Source organism: Streptomyces sp. DSM 110735 (assembly GCF_016482685.1).
Taxonomy (GTDB): domain Bacteria; phylum Actinomycetota; class Actinomycetes; order Streptomycetales; family Streptomycetaceae; genus Streptomyces.
This window is the reverse complement of record NZ_JACYHF010000008.1, coordinates 103,168-116,316: the sequence shown is the minus strand read 5'-3', so window position 1 is coordinate 116,316 and position 13,149 is coordinate 103,168. Positions and strand designations below refer to the sequence as shown.

General features: G+C 71.1%; 11 protein-coding genes. 7 read left to right on the top strand and 4 right to left on the bottom strand.

Features of this window, described 5'->3' with window-relative positions:
- Positions 1 to 30: 30 nt before the first annotated feature.
- Complete coding sequence (locus IF655_RS15360; RefSeq protein WP_199585331.1) at positions 31 to 399, bottom strand: hypothetical protein; 369 nt, start codon at positions 397 to 399, stop codon at positions 31 to 33.
- Positions 400 to 469: 70 nt separating this feature from the next.
- Here IF655_RS15360 and IF655_RS15355 point away from each other — a divergent pair, with 70 nt between their 5' ends.
- Positions 470 to 718, top strand: a complete 249-nt coding sequence (locus IF655_RS15355; protein WP_199585330.1) for a hypothetical protein — start codon at positions 470 to 472, stop codon at positions 716 to 718.
- A gap of 90 nt (positions 719 to 808) precedes the next feature.
- Here the strand turns inward: IF655_RS15355 and IF655_RS15350 are convergent, their stop codons facing one another.
- Positions 809 to 1,831 (bottom strand): CAP domain-containing protein, encoded by a 1,023-nt coding sequence (locus IF655_RS15350; RefSeq protein WP_199585328.1) that lies wholly within the window; start codon positions 1,829 to 1,831, stop codon positions 809 to 811.
- A 206-nt stretch (positions 1,832 to 2,037) separates the two neighbouring features.
- On the opposite strand from IF655_RS15350, the gene IF655_RS15345 reads away from it, so the two are divergent.
- The 5 genes from IF655_RS15345 to IF655_RS15325 all read left to right on the top strand — a co-directional run bounded on the left by IF655_RS15345 (position 2,038) and on the right by IF655_RS15325 (position 9,639).
- Entirely contained in the window at positions 2,038 to 2,319 is a 282-nt protein-coding gene (locus IF655_RS15345) for an acylphosphatase (protein ID WP_199585326.1), read from the top strand.
- Positions 2,320 to 2,696: 377 nt separating this feature from the next.
- Positions 2,697 to 2,900 (top strand): hypothetical protein, encoded by a 204-nt coding sequence (locus IF655_RS15340; protein WP_018544743.1) that lies wholly within the window; start codon positions 2,697 to 2,699, stop codon positions 2,898 to 2,900.
- Positions 2,901 to 3,149: 249 nt separating this feature from the next.
- Positions 3,150 to 6,875, top strand: a complete 3,726-nt coding sequence (locus IF655_RS15335; protein ID WP_199585324.1) for an AAA family ATPase — start codon at positions 3,150 to 3,152, stop codon at positions 6,873 to 6,875.
- A 227-nt stretch (positions 6,876 to 7,102) separates the two neighbouring features.
- Entirely contained in the window at positions 7,103 to 8,521 is a 1,419-nt protein-coding gene (locus IF655_RS15330) for a sugar porter family MFS transporter (protein ID WP_199585322.1), read from the top strand.
- A 548-nt stretch (positions 8,522 to 9,069) separates the two neighbouring features.
- Complete coding sequence (locus tag IF655_RS15325; protein WP_199585320.1) at positions 9,070 to 9,639, top strand: GNAT family N-acetyltransferase; 570 nt, start codon at positions 9,070 to 9,072, stop codon at positions 9,637 to 9,639.
- Positions 9,640 to 9,705: 66 nt separating this feature from the next.
- Here IF655_RS15325 and IF655_RS31175 read toward each other — a convergent pair whose 3' ends face one another.
- On the bottom strand, positions 9,706 to 9,954 hold the full coding sequence (locus IF655_RS31175; protein WP_242488742.1) for a hypothetical protein: 249 nt from the start codon (positions 9,952 to 9,954) through the stop codon (positions 9,706 to 9,708).
- Positions 9,955 to 10,212: 258 nt separating this feature from the next.
- Positions 10,213 to 11,664 (bottom strand): cytosine permease, encoded by a 1,452-nt coding sequence (locus IF655_RS15315; RefSeq protein ID WP_199585319.1) that lies wholly within the window; start codon positions 11,662 to 11,664, stop codon positions 10,213 to 10,215.
- A 180-nt stretch (positions 11,665 to 11,844) separates the two neighbouring features.
- Between IF655_RS15315 and ftsY the strand changes: the two genes are divergently transcribed.
- Positions 11,845 to 13,050 carry a signal recognition particle-docking protein FtsY gene (gene ftsY / locus IF655_RS15310; RefSeq protein WP_199585317.1) on the top strand — a complete coding sequence of 402 codons (1,206 nt, stop codon included), beginning with the start codon at positions 11,845 to 11,847 and terminating at the stop codon, positions 13,048 to 13,050.
- The last annotated feature ends 99 nt before the right edge of the window (positions 13,051 to 13,149 follow it).

Sequence of the window (13,149 nt, the reverse complement as noted above, 5' to 3'; positions counted from 1 at the left end):
GGTAGCGCTGTGTATCGGTTAGCGCTGCGATCAGAGGTCGTCCATGCTCGCGGGGCCCGCGACGCATTTCCCCTTCTCGTCCACCAGGTAGATGACGGCACGGCTGCCCACCTCACCCTTTGCCTTGCCCGGCTCGGGGTCGATGACGGGGCAGACCGACTCCACCCCTCGGACGACGACCTTGTACGTCACGGGCCACGGACGTGTTTCGTTCCACCCGACGTACGTACCGCCCTTGACCATGGCACCGTGCTTTCCACAGGGCGGACAATCGACCACCCGGGCATCCCACGCCGACTGATTGACCACCCGCACGGGCAGCCCCTCATCGTCGGAACCGCCGCACCCCGTGACGGCGAAGGCGGTGACGGCCGGCGCGGCCACCAGCGAGCGTCGCATCGAACTCCCCCATGATCGGCAACGCTTCGCGCTGCGGTACGGCGGGAAGGCGTGGGGGTACAACTACGCCATGACAACTCGACCGACGCGGGCGATGTGGTGGGCCGAAACGGCGGTCTTCCTTGCCGTAGCCGCCGCGACCTTCGCCGGGATCATCGTGTTCCTGGCGTCGTCGGCACCCCCAGGTCGCCACGCCACCGTGGACGGCGGGGCCTCCATCACGCTGATCGCACTGTCCACCGGCGTCGGCGTCCTCGCGAGCGCCCGGTTCAGGGCATGGGGGCTGCGTCGGCAGCCCGCGTCCCCCGCACGTCCTTGACCAGGCGGCGCTGTGCATCGGTCAGCGCCGCGGGCCGCTCGGCCATGTCCCCGCGCGGAACGGTGCCCGGGTTTCCGACCCGCGACTCCCTCAGTAGCCGAAGTCCTGCGTCCACCAAGGGCCGCCCTCGCCGAAGTGGACGCCCACGCCGAGGGTCTTGAAGTCGCAGTTGAGGATGTTGGCGCGGTGGCCGGGGCTGTTCATCCAGGCTTCCATGACGGCGGCCGGGTCGGTCTGGCCGCGGGCTATGTTCTCGCCGCCGAGACCGGTGATGCCCGCCTTGGAGGCGCGGTCCCAGGGGGTGGCGCCGTCAGGGTCGGTGTGGTCGAAGAAGTCGCGCGCGGCCATGTCGCCGCTGAACGCCTCGGCGAGCTTGGTGAGGTCGGTGTTCGCCGTCACCGGGGTGCAGCCGACCTTCGCGCGCTCCTGGTTGACGAGCGCGAGCACCTGCGCCTCGGCGTCGGCCTGGGCCGAGACGGCCGCGGAGGCGGAGGACGAGGGGTCCTTCGCCGCGGGCTTGGAGGAACTGTCCGACGGCGCCGAGGGCTTGGGCTTGGCCGGAGCAGGCTTGTCGGCCGACTGCGACGGCGCCGAAGGCTTGGGCTTGGCCGGGGCGGGCGCGGGGGAGGTGTCCGAGTCGGACGGGGTGGGCGCCGGTGCCGCGGGCCGCGTGGACTGGCCGCCCGTGGCGGCGCCGTCCCCGGCCTGCGTGTCCGCGCTGCCCGCCGCGCCGCCCTGCTCGCTGGCCGCGTTGCCGGGCAGGTCGGCTGCCTGCACCTGCTCGCCCTCACCGGCGCTCGCGCCGCTGCCGAGGCGGTAGTTCTGGAGTCCGGGCACCACGCCCGCGCCCACCGCGGCGGTGCCGAAGGCGACCGCGGCGGAGACACCGAGCAGACCCGTGCGCACCGGCGTCGCGGCCTTCTTGGCCCGGCGGCGCCCCTTCTGGGAGCCCCGGCCGTCCATCGGCTCGTCACCGGTCAGATAGACGGGCCCGCGCGGGCCGACCGAGTAGGCCTCGGGGTTCAGATACGGCGCGGTCCCCCTGGACTCGCGCCCACCCGCATACGAGTGCGGCGTGTCGCTCCCCGCCCCGGCGCGTCGGTGGCGTCCCATCCCCTGCCCTCTTCCTCGTGCTCGCGGTCGGCCGGGCGCCGGAACGGGCCCGATGCCACCCCCTGGCCAACCCGGCTCACTCGATCGAGTGAGTTTCATATGAGATTCATTGGGTCGGGACGGTACCGCATGGCGCGGGGGGCGGGTGGGTCGCGAGCGACATTGGCCGGTTGGGTTGCCCCCATGCGTCCGGTTAGGTTGCACCCATGAGTGAGGATGCGAGGCTGGTTGCCTGGGTGCGCGGGCAGGTCCAGGGTGTGGGTTTCCGCTGGTTCACCCGGGCGCGGGCGCTGGAGATCGGCGGACTGAGTGGCTTTGCTCTCAATCTCGCCGACGGCCGGGTCCAGGTCGTCGCCGAGGGTCCCCGCACCGGCTGCGAGGGGCTGCTCGACTGGCTCCAGGGCGATGACACGCCCGGGCGGGTGGACGGAGTCACCGAGATCTGGGACACACCCCGCGGCGGCTACGAGGGCTTCGCCATCCGCTGACCGACCCGCCCCGGACCTCCTCGGCAGGGCCACCGGTACGTGCCAGGGGCACCTGCCCGGGGGGAAACGGCCTGGTGGTTGCCAAGAAGGGCGCTCCGTGAAAGGCTCCCGGTGTAACGCTGATCGACACACATCCAGGGCCCCGCAGAGACGCAGCGCCGCCGGCCACCGGCCGCGCGCCCCGGGTTCGCCCGCCGATACGGGGTGTGATCGTGTTGACCGTCAAACTTTTTGGTGAGACGCTGAAAGCCCCGCGCACCTTAGCTGTTTGGCATGGCGACGCAGAGCAACACTCGAGTGTGCCAAGCACCGCGGGTGCGAATCCCTCACGACCCACACCGCATCGGTCGGTCACTCAGTGTGGAGGACCATCCATCATGGCAAAGGCGCTTCTCGGTTACGTCGGCGGCTCCGACCCTCGACTCCTTGCCGAGATGCGACGGCTTCAGCAGCGCGTCCAGGACCTGGAGTCCGAGCTCGTACGGATCCAGGCGGAGAACGACGCGCTGGCGGCTGCCGCCTCTCAGGACAGGATCATGGAGAGCATCGACGCACACCAGGCGGAGCCTGCGCTCACCTGATCGCTGCATCAGCTCCACGAAAGCAATCGCAGCGGTCGGGCCGCCCGTGACAACCGCTCAGGAAGGTTCGGGCACAGGCCAGGACCCGGCTGTCCGAGCCGCAAGGGACGCTTCGGCGTCCCTTCGTACTTTCCCCCGCATCCTTTCAACCGTTTCACCATCTGGTGTGCCCTTCTCGTTCATGTACGAAACCGTGGGGTTGCGAGTGTCCGTGGAGTGAGATAGCCGCTGCCGGTAAAGTCCGATTGCGTGCATCTCAAGGCATTGACCCTGCGCGGTTTCAAGTCGTTCGCCTCGGCGACCACGCTCCGGTTCGAACCGGGGATCACGTGCGTCGTCGGTCCGAACGGTTCCGGCAAGTCCAACGTCGTGGACGCGCTGACCTGGGTCATGGGCGAGCAGGGCGCCAAGTCGCTGCGCGGCGGCAAGATGGAGGACGTCATCTTCGCCGGCACCACCGGCCGCCCGCCGCTGGGCCGCGCCGAGGTGTCCCTGACCATCGACAACTCCGACGGCGCCCTGCCCATCGAGTACGCCGAGGTCACCCTCACGCGCATCATGTTCCGCAACGGCGGCAGCGAGTACCAGATCAACGGCGAGACCTGCCGCCTGCTCGACTTCCAGGAACTCCTCTCCGACTCCGGCATCGGCCGCGAGATGCACGTCATCGTCGGCCAGGGCCAGCTCGACTCCGTCCTGCACGCCGACCCCATGGGCCGCCGCGCCTTCATCGAAGAGGCGGCCGGAGTCCTCAAGCACCGCAAGCGCAAGGAGAAGGCGCTGCGCAAGCTGGAGTCGATGAAGGCCAACCTCGCCCGCGTGCAGGACCTCACCGACGAACTCCGCCGCCAGCTCAAGCCGCTCGGCCGCCAGGCCGCCGTCGCCCGCCGCGCCGCCGTCATCCAGGCCGACCTGCGCGACGCCCGGCTGCGCCTGCTCGCCGACGACCTCGTGACCCTGCGCGAAGCCCTCGGCGCCGAGATCGCCGACGAAGCCGCCCTCAAGGAACGCAAGGACAGCGCCGAGCGCGAACTGCGCGACGCCCTCCAACGCGAGGCCCGCCTGGAGGACGAGGTACGACGGCTCGCCCCGCGCCTGACCCGCGCCCAGCAGACCTGGTACGAACTCTCCCAGCTCGCCGAGCGCGTCCGCGGCACCGTCTCCCTCGCCGAGGCCCGCGTCACCAGCGCCACCTCCGCGCCCCCCGAGGAACGGCGCGGACGCGACCCCGAGGACCTGGAGCGCGAGGCAGCCCGCGTCCGCGAACAGGAGGCCGAGCTGGAGGCCGCCCTCGACGCCGCCCGGCACGCCCTGGACGACACCGTCGCCCACCGCGCCGAGCTGGAACGCGCCCTCGCCGTCGAGGAACGCCGCCTCAAGGACGTCGCCCGCGCCATCGCCGACCGCCGCGAGGGACTCGCCCGGCTCTCCGGACAGGTGGGCGCCTCCCGCTCCCGCGCCGCCTCCGCCCAGGCCGAGATCGACCGTCTGGCCGCCGCCCGCGACGAGGCGGCGGAGCGCGCCGCCCGCGCCCAGGAGGAGTACGAGACCCTCCAGGCAGAGGTGGACGGTCTCGACGCGGACGACGCCGACCTCGCCGTACGGCACGAGGACGCCCGCGGGCGGCTCGCGGCGGCGGAGGACGCGCTGAGCACGGCACGCGAGGCACTCGCCGACGCCGAGCGCCGCCGCGCCGCGACCCGTGCCCGCCACGAGACGCTGGCGCTGGGCCTGCGCCGCAAGGACGGCACCGGCGCCCTCCTGTCCTCCCGCGACCGCCTCACCGGCATCCTCGGCCCGGCCGCCGGACTCCTCACCGTCACCCCCGGCCACGAGACCGCCGTCGCCACCGCCTTCGGCGCCGCCGCCGACGCCATCGCCGTCACGGGCCCCACCGCAGCCGTCGAGGCGATCGAACTCCTCCGCAAACAGGAGAGCGGCCGCGCGGCGTTGTTGTTGGCAGGGGGACCGGAGGAGGTGCCTGCCAAGCGGGGCTCGGAGTCTCCCGGGCACGGCGCGGTCGGCGCCGACACGACGGGAGCGGGAGCCGCACCCGGCGCTCGCGCGGGCGCCACACAAACCGGGGCGGGGGAGACGACCGGCGATTCCGCCGAGCCCCCCGCGATCGCCCGCCCGCAGGGAGCCCCGGGCCTCGTCGCCGCCCAGCGCGGCGGTCCCCCCTTCGCCGCCGACCTCGTACGCGGTCCCCACGACCTCATGCCCGCCGTACGGCGGCTGCTGCGCGGGATCGTCGTCGTCGGGACGCTGGAGGAGGCGGAGGAAGTGGTGCGGGCGCGGCCCGCGCTCACCGCCGTCACCGCCGAGGGCGATCTGCTCGGCGCCCACTTCGCGCAGGGCGGTTCCGCCGGGGCGCCCAGCCTGCTGGAAGTCCAGGCGTCCGTGGACGAGGCAGCCGCCGAGCTGGGGGAGCTGGCCGTGCGCTGCGAGGAACTGGAGCGGGCGCGGCAGGCGGCGGCCGAGGAACGGACCGCGAGCGCCGCGCTCGTCGAGGAGCTGGGGGAGCGGCGCCGGGCCGCCGACCGGGAGAAGTCGGCGGTGGCCCAGCAGCTCGGCCGGCTCGCCGGGCAGGCGCGCGGCGCCGTGGGCGAGGCGGAACGCTCCGCCGCGGCGGCCGCCCGCGCCCAAGAGGCGCTGGAACGGGCGGTACAGGAAGCCGAGGAGCTGGCCGAGCGGCTCGCGGTGGCGGAGGAGATGCCCGGGGAGGAGGAGCCGGACACCTCCGTACGGGACCGGCTCTCGGCGGACGGCGCCAACGCCCGGCAGACCGAGATGGAGGCGCGCCTCCAGGTCCGTACGCACGAGGAGCGGGTCAAGGCGCTCGCCGGGCGCGCCGACTCGCTGGACCGGGCCGCCCGCGCGGAACGCGAGGCACGCGCGCGGGCCGAGCAGCGCCGGGCGCGGCTGCGGCACGAGGCGGCGGTCGCCGGGGCGGTCGCCTCCGGAGCGCGTCAGCTCCTCGCCCACATCGAGATCTCCCTCGCCCGCTCCGAGCGGGAGCGCACCGCCGCCGAGGCAGTGAAGGCGCTGCGGGAGCGGGAGTTGGCGGACGCGCGCACCGCCGGGCGCGAACTCAAGGCGGAACTCGACAAGTTGACGGACTCCGTGCACCGGGGCGAGGTGCTCGGAGCCGAGAAGCGGCTGCGCATCGAGCAGTTGGAGGCCAGGGCGCTGGAGGAGCTGGGCGTCGAGCCGGAGGGGCTGGTCGCGGAGTACGGCCCTGACCAGCCGGTGCCGCCCTCGCCCCCCGCCGAGGGGGAGACGCTGCCGGAGGACCCGGAGCACCCCCGCAACCGGCCGCGCCCCTTCGACCGCGCCGAGCAGGAGAAGCGGCTGCGGTCCGCCGAGCGCGCCTATCAGCAGCTCGGCAAGGTGAACCCGCTCGCGCTGGAGGAGTTTGCGGCGCTGGAAGAGAGGCACCAGTTCCTCAGTGAGCAGCTCGAGGACCTGAAGAAGACCCGCGCGGATCTTCTGAAGGTGGTGAAGGAGGTGGACGAGCGGGTGGAGCAGGTCTTCACGGAGGCGTTCCGCGACACCGCGCGCGAGTTCGAGGGCGTGTTCTCCCGGCTCTTCCCCGGCGGCGAAGGGCGCCTGATCCTGACCGACCCCGAGGACATGCTGGCCACCGGCGTGGACGTGGAGGCGCGCCCGCCCGGCAAGAAGGTCAAGCGGCTCAGTCTGCTCTCCGGCGGCGAGCGGTCGCTGACGGCGGTCGCGCTGCTGGTGTCCATCTTCAAGGCACGCCCGAGCCCCTTCTATGTGATGGACGAGGTCGAGGCGGCGCTCGACGACACCAACCTCCAGCGGCTCATCCGGATCATGCGGGAGCTGCAGGAGTCGTCCCAGCTCATCGTCATCACCCATCAGAAGCGCACGATGGAGATCGCGGACGCGCTCTACGGGGTCTCCATGCAGGGCGACGGTGTGTCCAAGGTCATCTCCCAGCGGCTCCGCTAGCCCCCGCTTTCAAGATCAACAAATCTCTCGTTCACTTCTTGAACATCTGTTGGCTCGACGTATCTCTTACGTCACAGTCATCTAGGTATTGACTTCGAAACTTGAACGCATATTCTCTGCAACGTTGCATTTACCTTCAGGTGTGAGCGGTGCCAAGTTGTGCGCCACTGGAACCTGGAAGGGCTCGCCCCCACCCGGCAGCGTTGCCGTGGCCCGAGGAGTTACACGTGACCAGCACAGCGCAGGCACCCCAGCCAGGAGCCGGGACGGCTCACCCCGAACATCTCGGGCACGTCATCTTCATCGCGGCCGCGGCCGCCATGGGCGGTTTCCTCTTCGGCTACGACAGCTCCGTCATCAACGGCGCCGTCGAGGCCATCCGTGACCGTTACGACGTGGGCTCCGCCGCCCTCGCGCAGGTCATCGCCATCGCGCTCATCGGCTGCGCCATCGGTGCCGCCACGGCCGGGCGTATAGCCGACCGGATCGGCCGTATCCGCTGCATGCAGATCGCCGCCGTCCTCTTCACCGTCAGCGCCGTGGGCTCCGCCCTTCCGTTCGCGCTGTGGGACCTCGCGTTCTGGCGCATCATCGGCGGTTTCGCCATCGGCATGGCCTCGGTCATCGGCCCGGCGTACATCGCCGAGGTCGCCCCGCCCGCCTACCGTGGTCGTCTCGGCTCCTTCCAGCAGGCCGCGATCGTCATCGGCATCGCCGTCTCCCAGCTCGTCAACTGGGGTCTGCTGAACGCCGCCGGCGGCGACCAGCGCGGCAAGCTCATGGGTCTTGAGGTCTGGCAGGTCATGCTGGGCGTCATGGTCGTCCCGGCCGTCCTCTACGGTCTGCTCTCCTTCGCGATCCCCGAGTCCCCGCGCTTCCTGCTCTCCGTCGGCAAGCGTGAGCGCGCCCGCGAGATCCTGGCCGAGGTCGAGGGCAAGGACGTCGACCTCGACGCGCGCGTCAACGAGATCGAGCACGCGATGAAGTCCGAGCACAAGTCGTCCTTCAAGGACCTGCTCGGCGGCAGCTTCTTCTTCAAGCCGATCGTCTGGATCGGTATCGGTCTCTCGGTCTTCCAGCAGTTCGTCGGCATCAACGTCGCGTTCTACTACTCCTCGACGCTGTGGCAGTCGGTCGGCGTCGACCCCTCGGACTCGTTCCTCTACTCCTTCACGACGTCGATCATCAACATCGTCGGCACCGTGATCGCGATGATCTTCGTGGACCGCATCGGCCGCAAGCCGCTGGCGCTCATCGGCTCGGTCGGCATGGCCGCCGGTCTGGCGCTGGAAGCCTGGGCGTTCAGCTACCACCTGGTCGACGGCAAGCTCCCCGCCACCCAGGGCTGGGTCGCGCTCGTCGCCGCCCACGTGTTCGTCCTCTTCTTCGCCCTCTCCTGGGGTGTCGTGGTCTGGGTCTTCCTCGGCGAGATGTTCCCGAACCGGATCCGCGCCGCCGCCCTCGGTGTCGCCGCCTCCGCGCAGTGGATCGCCAACTGGGCCATCACCGCGAGCTTCCCGTCGCTGGCCGACTGGAACCTCTCCGGCACCTACGTGATCTACGCGATCTTCGCCACCCTCTCCATCCCGTTCGTCCTGAAGTTCGTCAAGGAGACGAAGGGCAAGACCCTGGAGGAGATGGGCTAGCCGCCCCCTCGACCCGGGGAGAAGGGCCAAGTCCCCGCTGCCCCTCTCCTCGAACCCTCCACCGCCCCCGACCCGGCCACTGCCTGGATCGGGGGCGGTGGCGTATGCACTGGGCTTTGGCGGGGTGGTGAGTGCCGGTGCTGCGAGCGGTTCAGGTGCTCCTGTGCGCGGGGGCGGGGGCTGCTTGGAGTTACGGGGTGTGGTGGCTGTCGGCTGGTGTCCCTTCGGGGCGGTGGCATCACGGGTACGTGGGCGGTGTCCGGCCGGGGCGGCTCACGCGCTGCTGCGGGCATGGGGCGCGTGGCGTTCGGCGCGTGACGGATGCCGATGGGGTGCGGTCCGTGGTTGATGGCCCTCTCGGCGACCGACTGCCCGACGGCACTCCGCCCGTACGCCGACACATCCTGCCGGGACGGCTCGCAGACCTGGACCGACGTAGCAAGAGTCCGCTCGGGCGACACACGAGTCCGACCAGCCACGGACGTCGACCTCGGACGCGGTCCGAAAACGCGTGGACCCTCAGACCCGCCCTGGCCCATGATCCTCACGTGACCACCTACCTCGAGTCCGAGCGCCTGACCCTGCGCCCCTTCGCCGCCGCCGACGCGGACCTGCTGATCGAGTTGGACAGCGACCCGGCGGTGATGCGCTACCTGACCGGCGGCGCTCCGACTCCGCCGGAGGAGATCCGCGACCTCGCCCTACCCAGCATCCTCGCGGGCTACGAGCGCTGGGATCACGACCTCGGTCTGTTCGCCGCGCACGAGAAGGACGGCGGCGCGTTCGTCGGCTGGTTCTGCCTGCGTCCGCTCCGCGGCGGTCCGCGTGAGGAAGCCGAACTCGGCTACCGTCTGCGCCGGGCGGCCTGGGACCGGGGCTATGCCACGGAGGTCTCGCGGGCGCTGCTGTCGAAGGGGTTCGCCCAGCTTGGAATCCGCATGGTCTGGGCCGAGACGATGACCGTGAACCGCCCTTCGCGCAACGTCATGGAGAAGCTCGGGATGACGCTCGCGAAGAGCATCCCCACGCCGGACGACATGATGGCGGTCGAGGGTTCCGAGCACGGGGGAGTGCGGTACGAGATCACGAAGGAGCAGTGGGAGCGGCGCCAGGTGTAGGCGGCGCGTCTCCCACCCGGAGCGCGCGAGCCTCCCCGGACCGATCGGGACCGCACACCCCACCCCTCAGCTCCGCCGCCACCGTGGCGCCTCGTCGTCCGGAACATCCGGGGAGGCGAAGTGGAACGGGACGTCGAGGTGGGCGGCCAGGGCACTGACCGCCTCGGTGGCTCGGGTGGCGGGGGCGGGGGCGTCCCGGCGGTGGTGGATCGTGGCCAGGGGGGACTCGCCGGGTGCGGTGTCCAGGATGGCGAGGAGGACGACGAACCAGTCGTGGACGGTGTCGCCGTCCCATACCGCCTCGATGGCGATCACGCGGCCCGGGAGGGCGGCGGCGCGGGCGGTGAGGGAAGGAGTGTCGAGGGGGTCGGGTGGGCGAGGGGCGGGGGCGAGGGAGGCATAGCGGGTGTGGATCAGGGTCTCGGCTTCGTGGAGGCCGAGACCCTGGGGGCGGAGGGGCTCCCAGACCGCCGTGACCGTCCACAGGTAGCCGTCGTGACGGACGCGGGTGTCCGCCTCCCGCCGCGTCGCCTCGCCCAGGCGGGACCCCGCGAGGGAACTCCCCGTACGGGTTCAGACCGCGGCCGGGACGCGTTCCTCGGCAGGGACCGCAGCCCGTGCCGCCGAGGCGACCCGCGGCTTCGGCAGCAGCAGGTACAGCCCGCCCGAGACCACGATCGCCGCGACCCAGCCCAGCCCGTACTCGCCGACGAAGTTGTTCTTCGCCAGCGGCCCGCTGAACCAGTCCGACGTCGTGAACAGCAGCCCGGAGACCAGACCGATCGCCCAGGAGGCCACCGCGGCGGGGGAGAAGCCCGCCCGGTACCAGTAGGCGCTGGTGCGACCGGTGTCGGCCATGGCGCGGGCGTCGTACTCCTTGCGGCGGAACATGTCCGCGCCGAAGACGCCGGTCCACGCGGAGAAGGCGACCGCGAGCATGGAGAGGAAGGCGATGAAGGAGCCCATGAAGCTCGTCGCCACCAGCATCAGCACGCCGCCCAGCGCCAGCGAGATCACGGCGTTCACGGAGACCGCCCAGTGGCGCGGGATCTTGAAGCCGAGGGTCTGCGCGGTGAAACCGGCCGAGTACATCGACATCGAGTTGATCAGCAGCATGCCGACCACCGCGATCAGCAGATACGGCACCGTGATCCACAGCGGCAGGATCGTGCCGAGGAAGGAGACCGGGTCGGATGCCGAGGCGAGGTCGGGCGTGCCGACCGCCATGACCGCGCCCATCAGCACCAGCGGCAGGACGACGATGCCCGCACCGCCGACCGTGTTCCCGACGATCGCCCTGGAGGACGCCGTACGCGGCAGATAGCGCGTGAAGTCCGGCGCGGACGGGATCCAGCTCACGCCACCCGCCGCGATCATGCCGACGGCGGTGATCAGCGACGCCGTGGACCCGGCGCCCTGGTGCATCACCTGCGACCAGTGGGTGTGCACCGCGAGGTACCCGAGCACCAGGACCGAGAAGACGCCGAAGAGATACGTCGCGTACTTGCTGCACTTCTGCACGGCGTTGATGCCGAGCCCGGAGATCGCGAAGGTCGCGATCACGAAGAGCAGCAGCGTGACCATGTCCAGCACGCCGTTCGCCTTGATGCCGAGACCGAGGTCCAGGATCGTCAGCAGCGCGTACGCGCCGGTCACCGCGTTGATCGTCTCCCAGCCCCAGCGCGCGACCCAGATCAGCGAACCGGGCAGCAGATTGCCGCGCTGTCCGAAGACCGCCCGCGACAGCGCCATACCGGGCGCGGCACCCCGCTTGCCCGCGATGCCGAGCAGCCCGACCAGGCCGTAGGAGACGACGGGCGCGACGCCCGCGACGACGAGCGCCTGCCAGAAGTTCAGGTGGTACGACACCACCAGGCTCGCGCCCATCGTGAGCAGCAGCACGCTGATGTTGGCGCCCACCCAGGTGGGGAAGAGCCCGCGCGTGCGCGCGGTGCGTTCGTGATCGGGGACCGGCTCGATGCCACGGGTTTCCAGCGCGCTCTCGCGCGCGGCCGTCTTGCTCATGAAAAAGGGGTGTCCTAGCGGTGGGGGACGAGGACGACGGGCTCAACGCGCGCGGCGGAGCCAAACGTCATCGTAGTTTAATCCGACTCCATTGCTCCTGTGGCATTTGTCTCTTGGAGGAAGCGACAAGCGTCCGCAAGCCTCTTCGGCGGATACCCCATGGCCGATACTGGACGCGTTATGGAAACCATCATCCTTGCTGTAGTCATCGCCGTGGTCGTGCTCGGCGCGCTCGGCGGGCTCCTCATCGGCAGCACTCTCAAGAAGAAGAAGCTGCCACCGCCGCCGCCCGCCGCGCCCGACCTCACCGCGCCCCCGGCCGAGCCACAGGTCGGCGAAGAGGCCGAGACTCCGCGCGACGAACCGCGCCGGACGATCGAGGAGGTGGACCTCCCGGGCGGCGGGACCACCACCGTCGAGGAGCCACCCGCCGCCGAGAAGGCTCCCGAGATCGAGATCCCGGAGCCCACCGCGGGGCGGCTCATCCGCCTCCGCGCCCGTCTCTCCCGCTCCCAGAACGCCCTCGGCAAGGGCCTGCTCACGCTGCTCTCGCGCGAGCACCTGGACGAGGACACCTGGGAGGAGATCGAGGACACCCTCCTCACCGCCGACGTCGGCGTGCAGCCCACCCAGGAACTGGTCGAGCGGCTGCGCGAGCGCGTCAAGGTGCTCGGCACCCGCACCCCCGAGGAACTGCGCGGTCTGCTCCGCGAGGAGCTGCTCAAGCTCGTCGGCACGGACATGGACCGCGAGGTCAAGACCGAGCCCGAGGGCCGCAAGCCCGGCATCGTGATGGTCGTCGGCGTCAACGGCACCGGCAAGACCACCACCACCGGCAAGCTCGCCCGCGTCCTGGTCGCCGACGGCCGCACCGTCGTCCTCGGCGCCGCCGACACCTTCCGCGCCGCCGCCGCCGACCAGCTCCAGACCTGGGGCGAGCGCGTCGGCGCCTACACCGTGCGCGGCCCGGAGGCCGGCGACCCCGCCTCCGTCGCGTTCGACGCGGTGAAGGAGGGCAAGGAGATGGACGTCGACGTGGTGCTCATCGACACCGCGGGACGTCTGCACACCAAGACCGGCCTCATGGACGAGCTGGGCAAGGTCAAGCGCGTCGTGGAGAAGCACGCCCCGCTCGACGAGGTGCTGCTCGTGCTCGACGCCACCACAGGGCAGAACGGTCTGGTGCAGGCCCGCGTCTTCTCCGAGGTCGTGGACATCACCGGCATCGTGCTGACCAAGCTCGACGGCACCGCCAAGGGCGGCATCGTCATCGCCGTGCAGAACGAGCTGGGCGTGCCGGTCAAGCTGATCGGCCTGGGCGAGGGTCCCGACGACCTGGCGCCCTTCGATCCGGAGGCGTTCGTGGACGCGCTTCTCGGTGACTGAGCCACCGGACGCGATCACCCCCCACTCCACGGCGAAGCGCCCGTCCCCACACCACGTTGGGGGACGGGCGCTTCGCCGTACGAGCCGGTGAGCCGGCGC

What these genes read in the sequence shown, in the direction of transcription:
- IF655_RS15360 (WP_199585331.1), bottom strand. Translation starts at nt 399, where the DNA reads ATGCGACGCTCGCTGGTGGCCGCGCCGGCCGTCACCGCCTTCGCCGTC.
- IF655_RS15355 (WP_199585330.1), top strand. Translation starts at nt 470, where the DNA reads ATGACAACTCGACCGACGCGGGCGATGTGGTGGGCCGAAACGGCGGTC.
- IF655_RS15350 (WP_199585328.1), bottom strand. Translation starts at nt 1,831, where the DNA reads ATGGGACGCCACCGACGCGCCGGGGCGGGGAGCGACACGCCGCACTCG.
- IF655_RS15345 (WP_199585326.1), top strand. Translation starts at nt 2,038, where the DNA reads ATGAGTGAGGATGCGAGGCTGGTTGCCTGGGTGCGCGGGCAGGTCCAG.
- IF655_RS15340 (WP_018544743.1), top strand. Translation starts at nt 2,697, where the DNA reads ATGGCAAAGGCGCTTCTCGGTTACGTCGGCGGCTCCGACCCTCGACTC.
- IF655_RS15315 (WP_199585319.1), bottom strand. Translation starts at nt 11,664, where the DNA reads ATGAGCAAGACGGCCGCGCGCGAGAGCGCGCTGGAAACCCGTGGCATC.
- ftsY (WP_199585317.1), top strand. Translation starts at nt 11,845, where the DNA reads ATGGAAACCATCATCCTTGCTGTAGTCATCGCCGTGGTCGTGCTCGGC.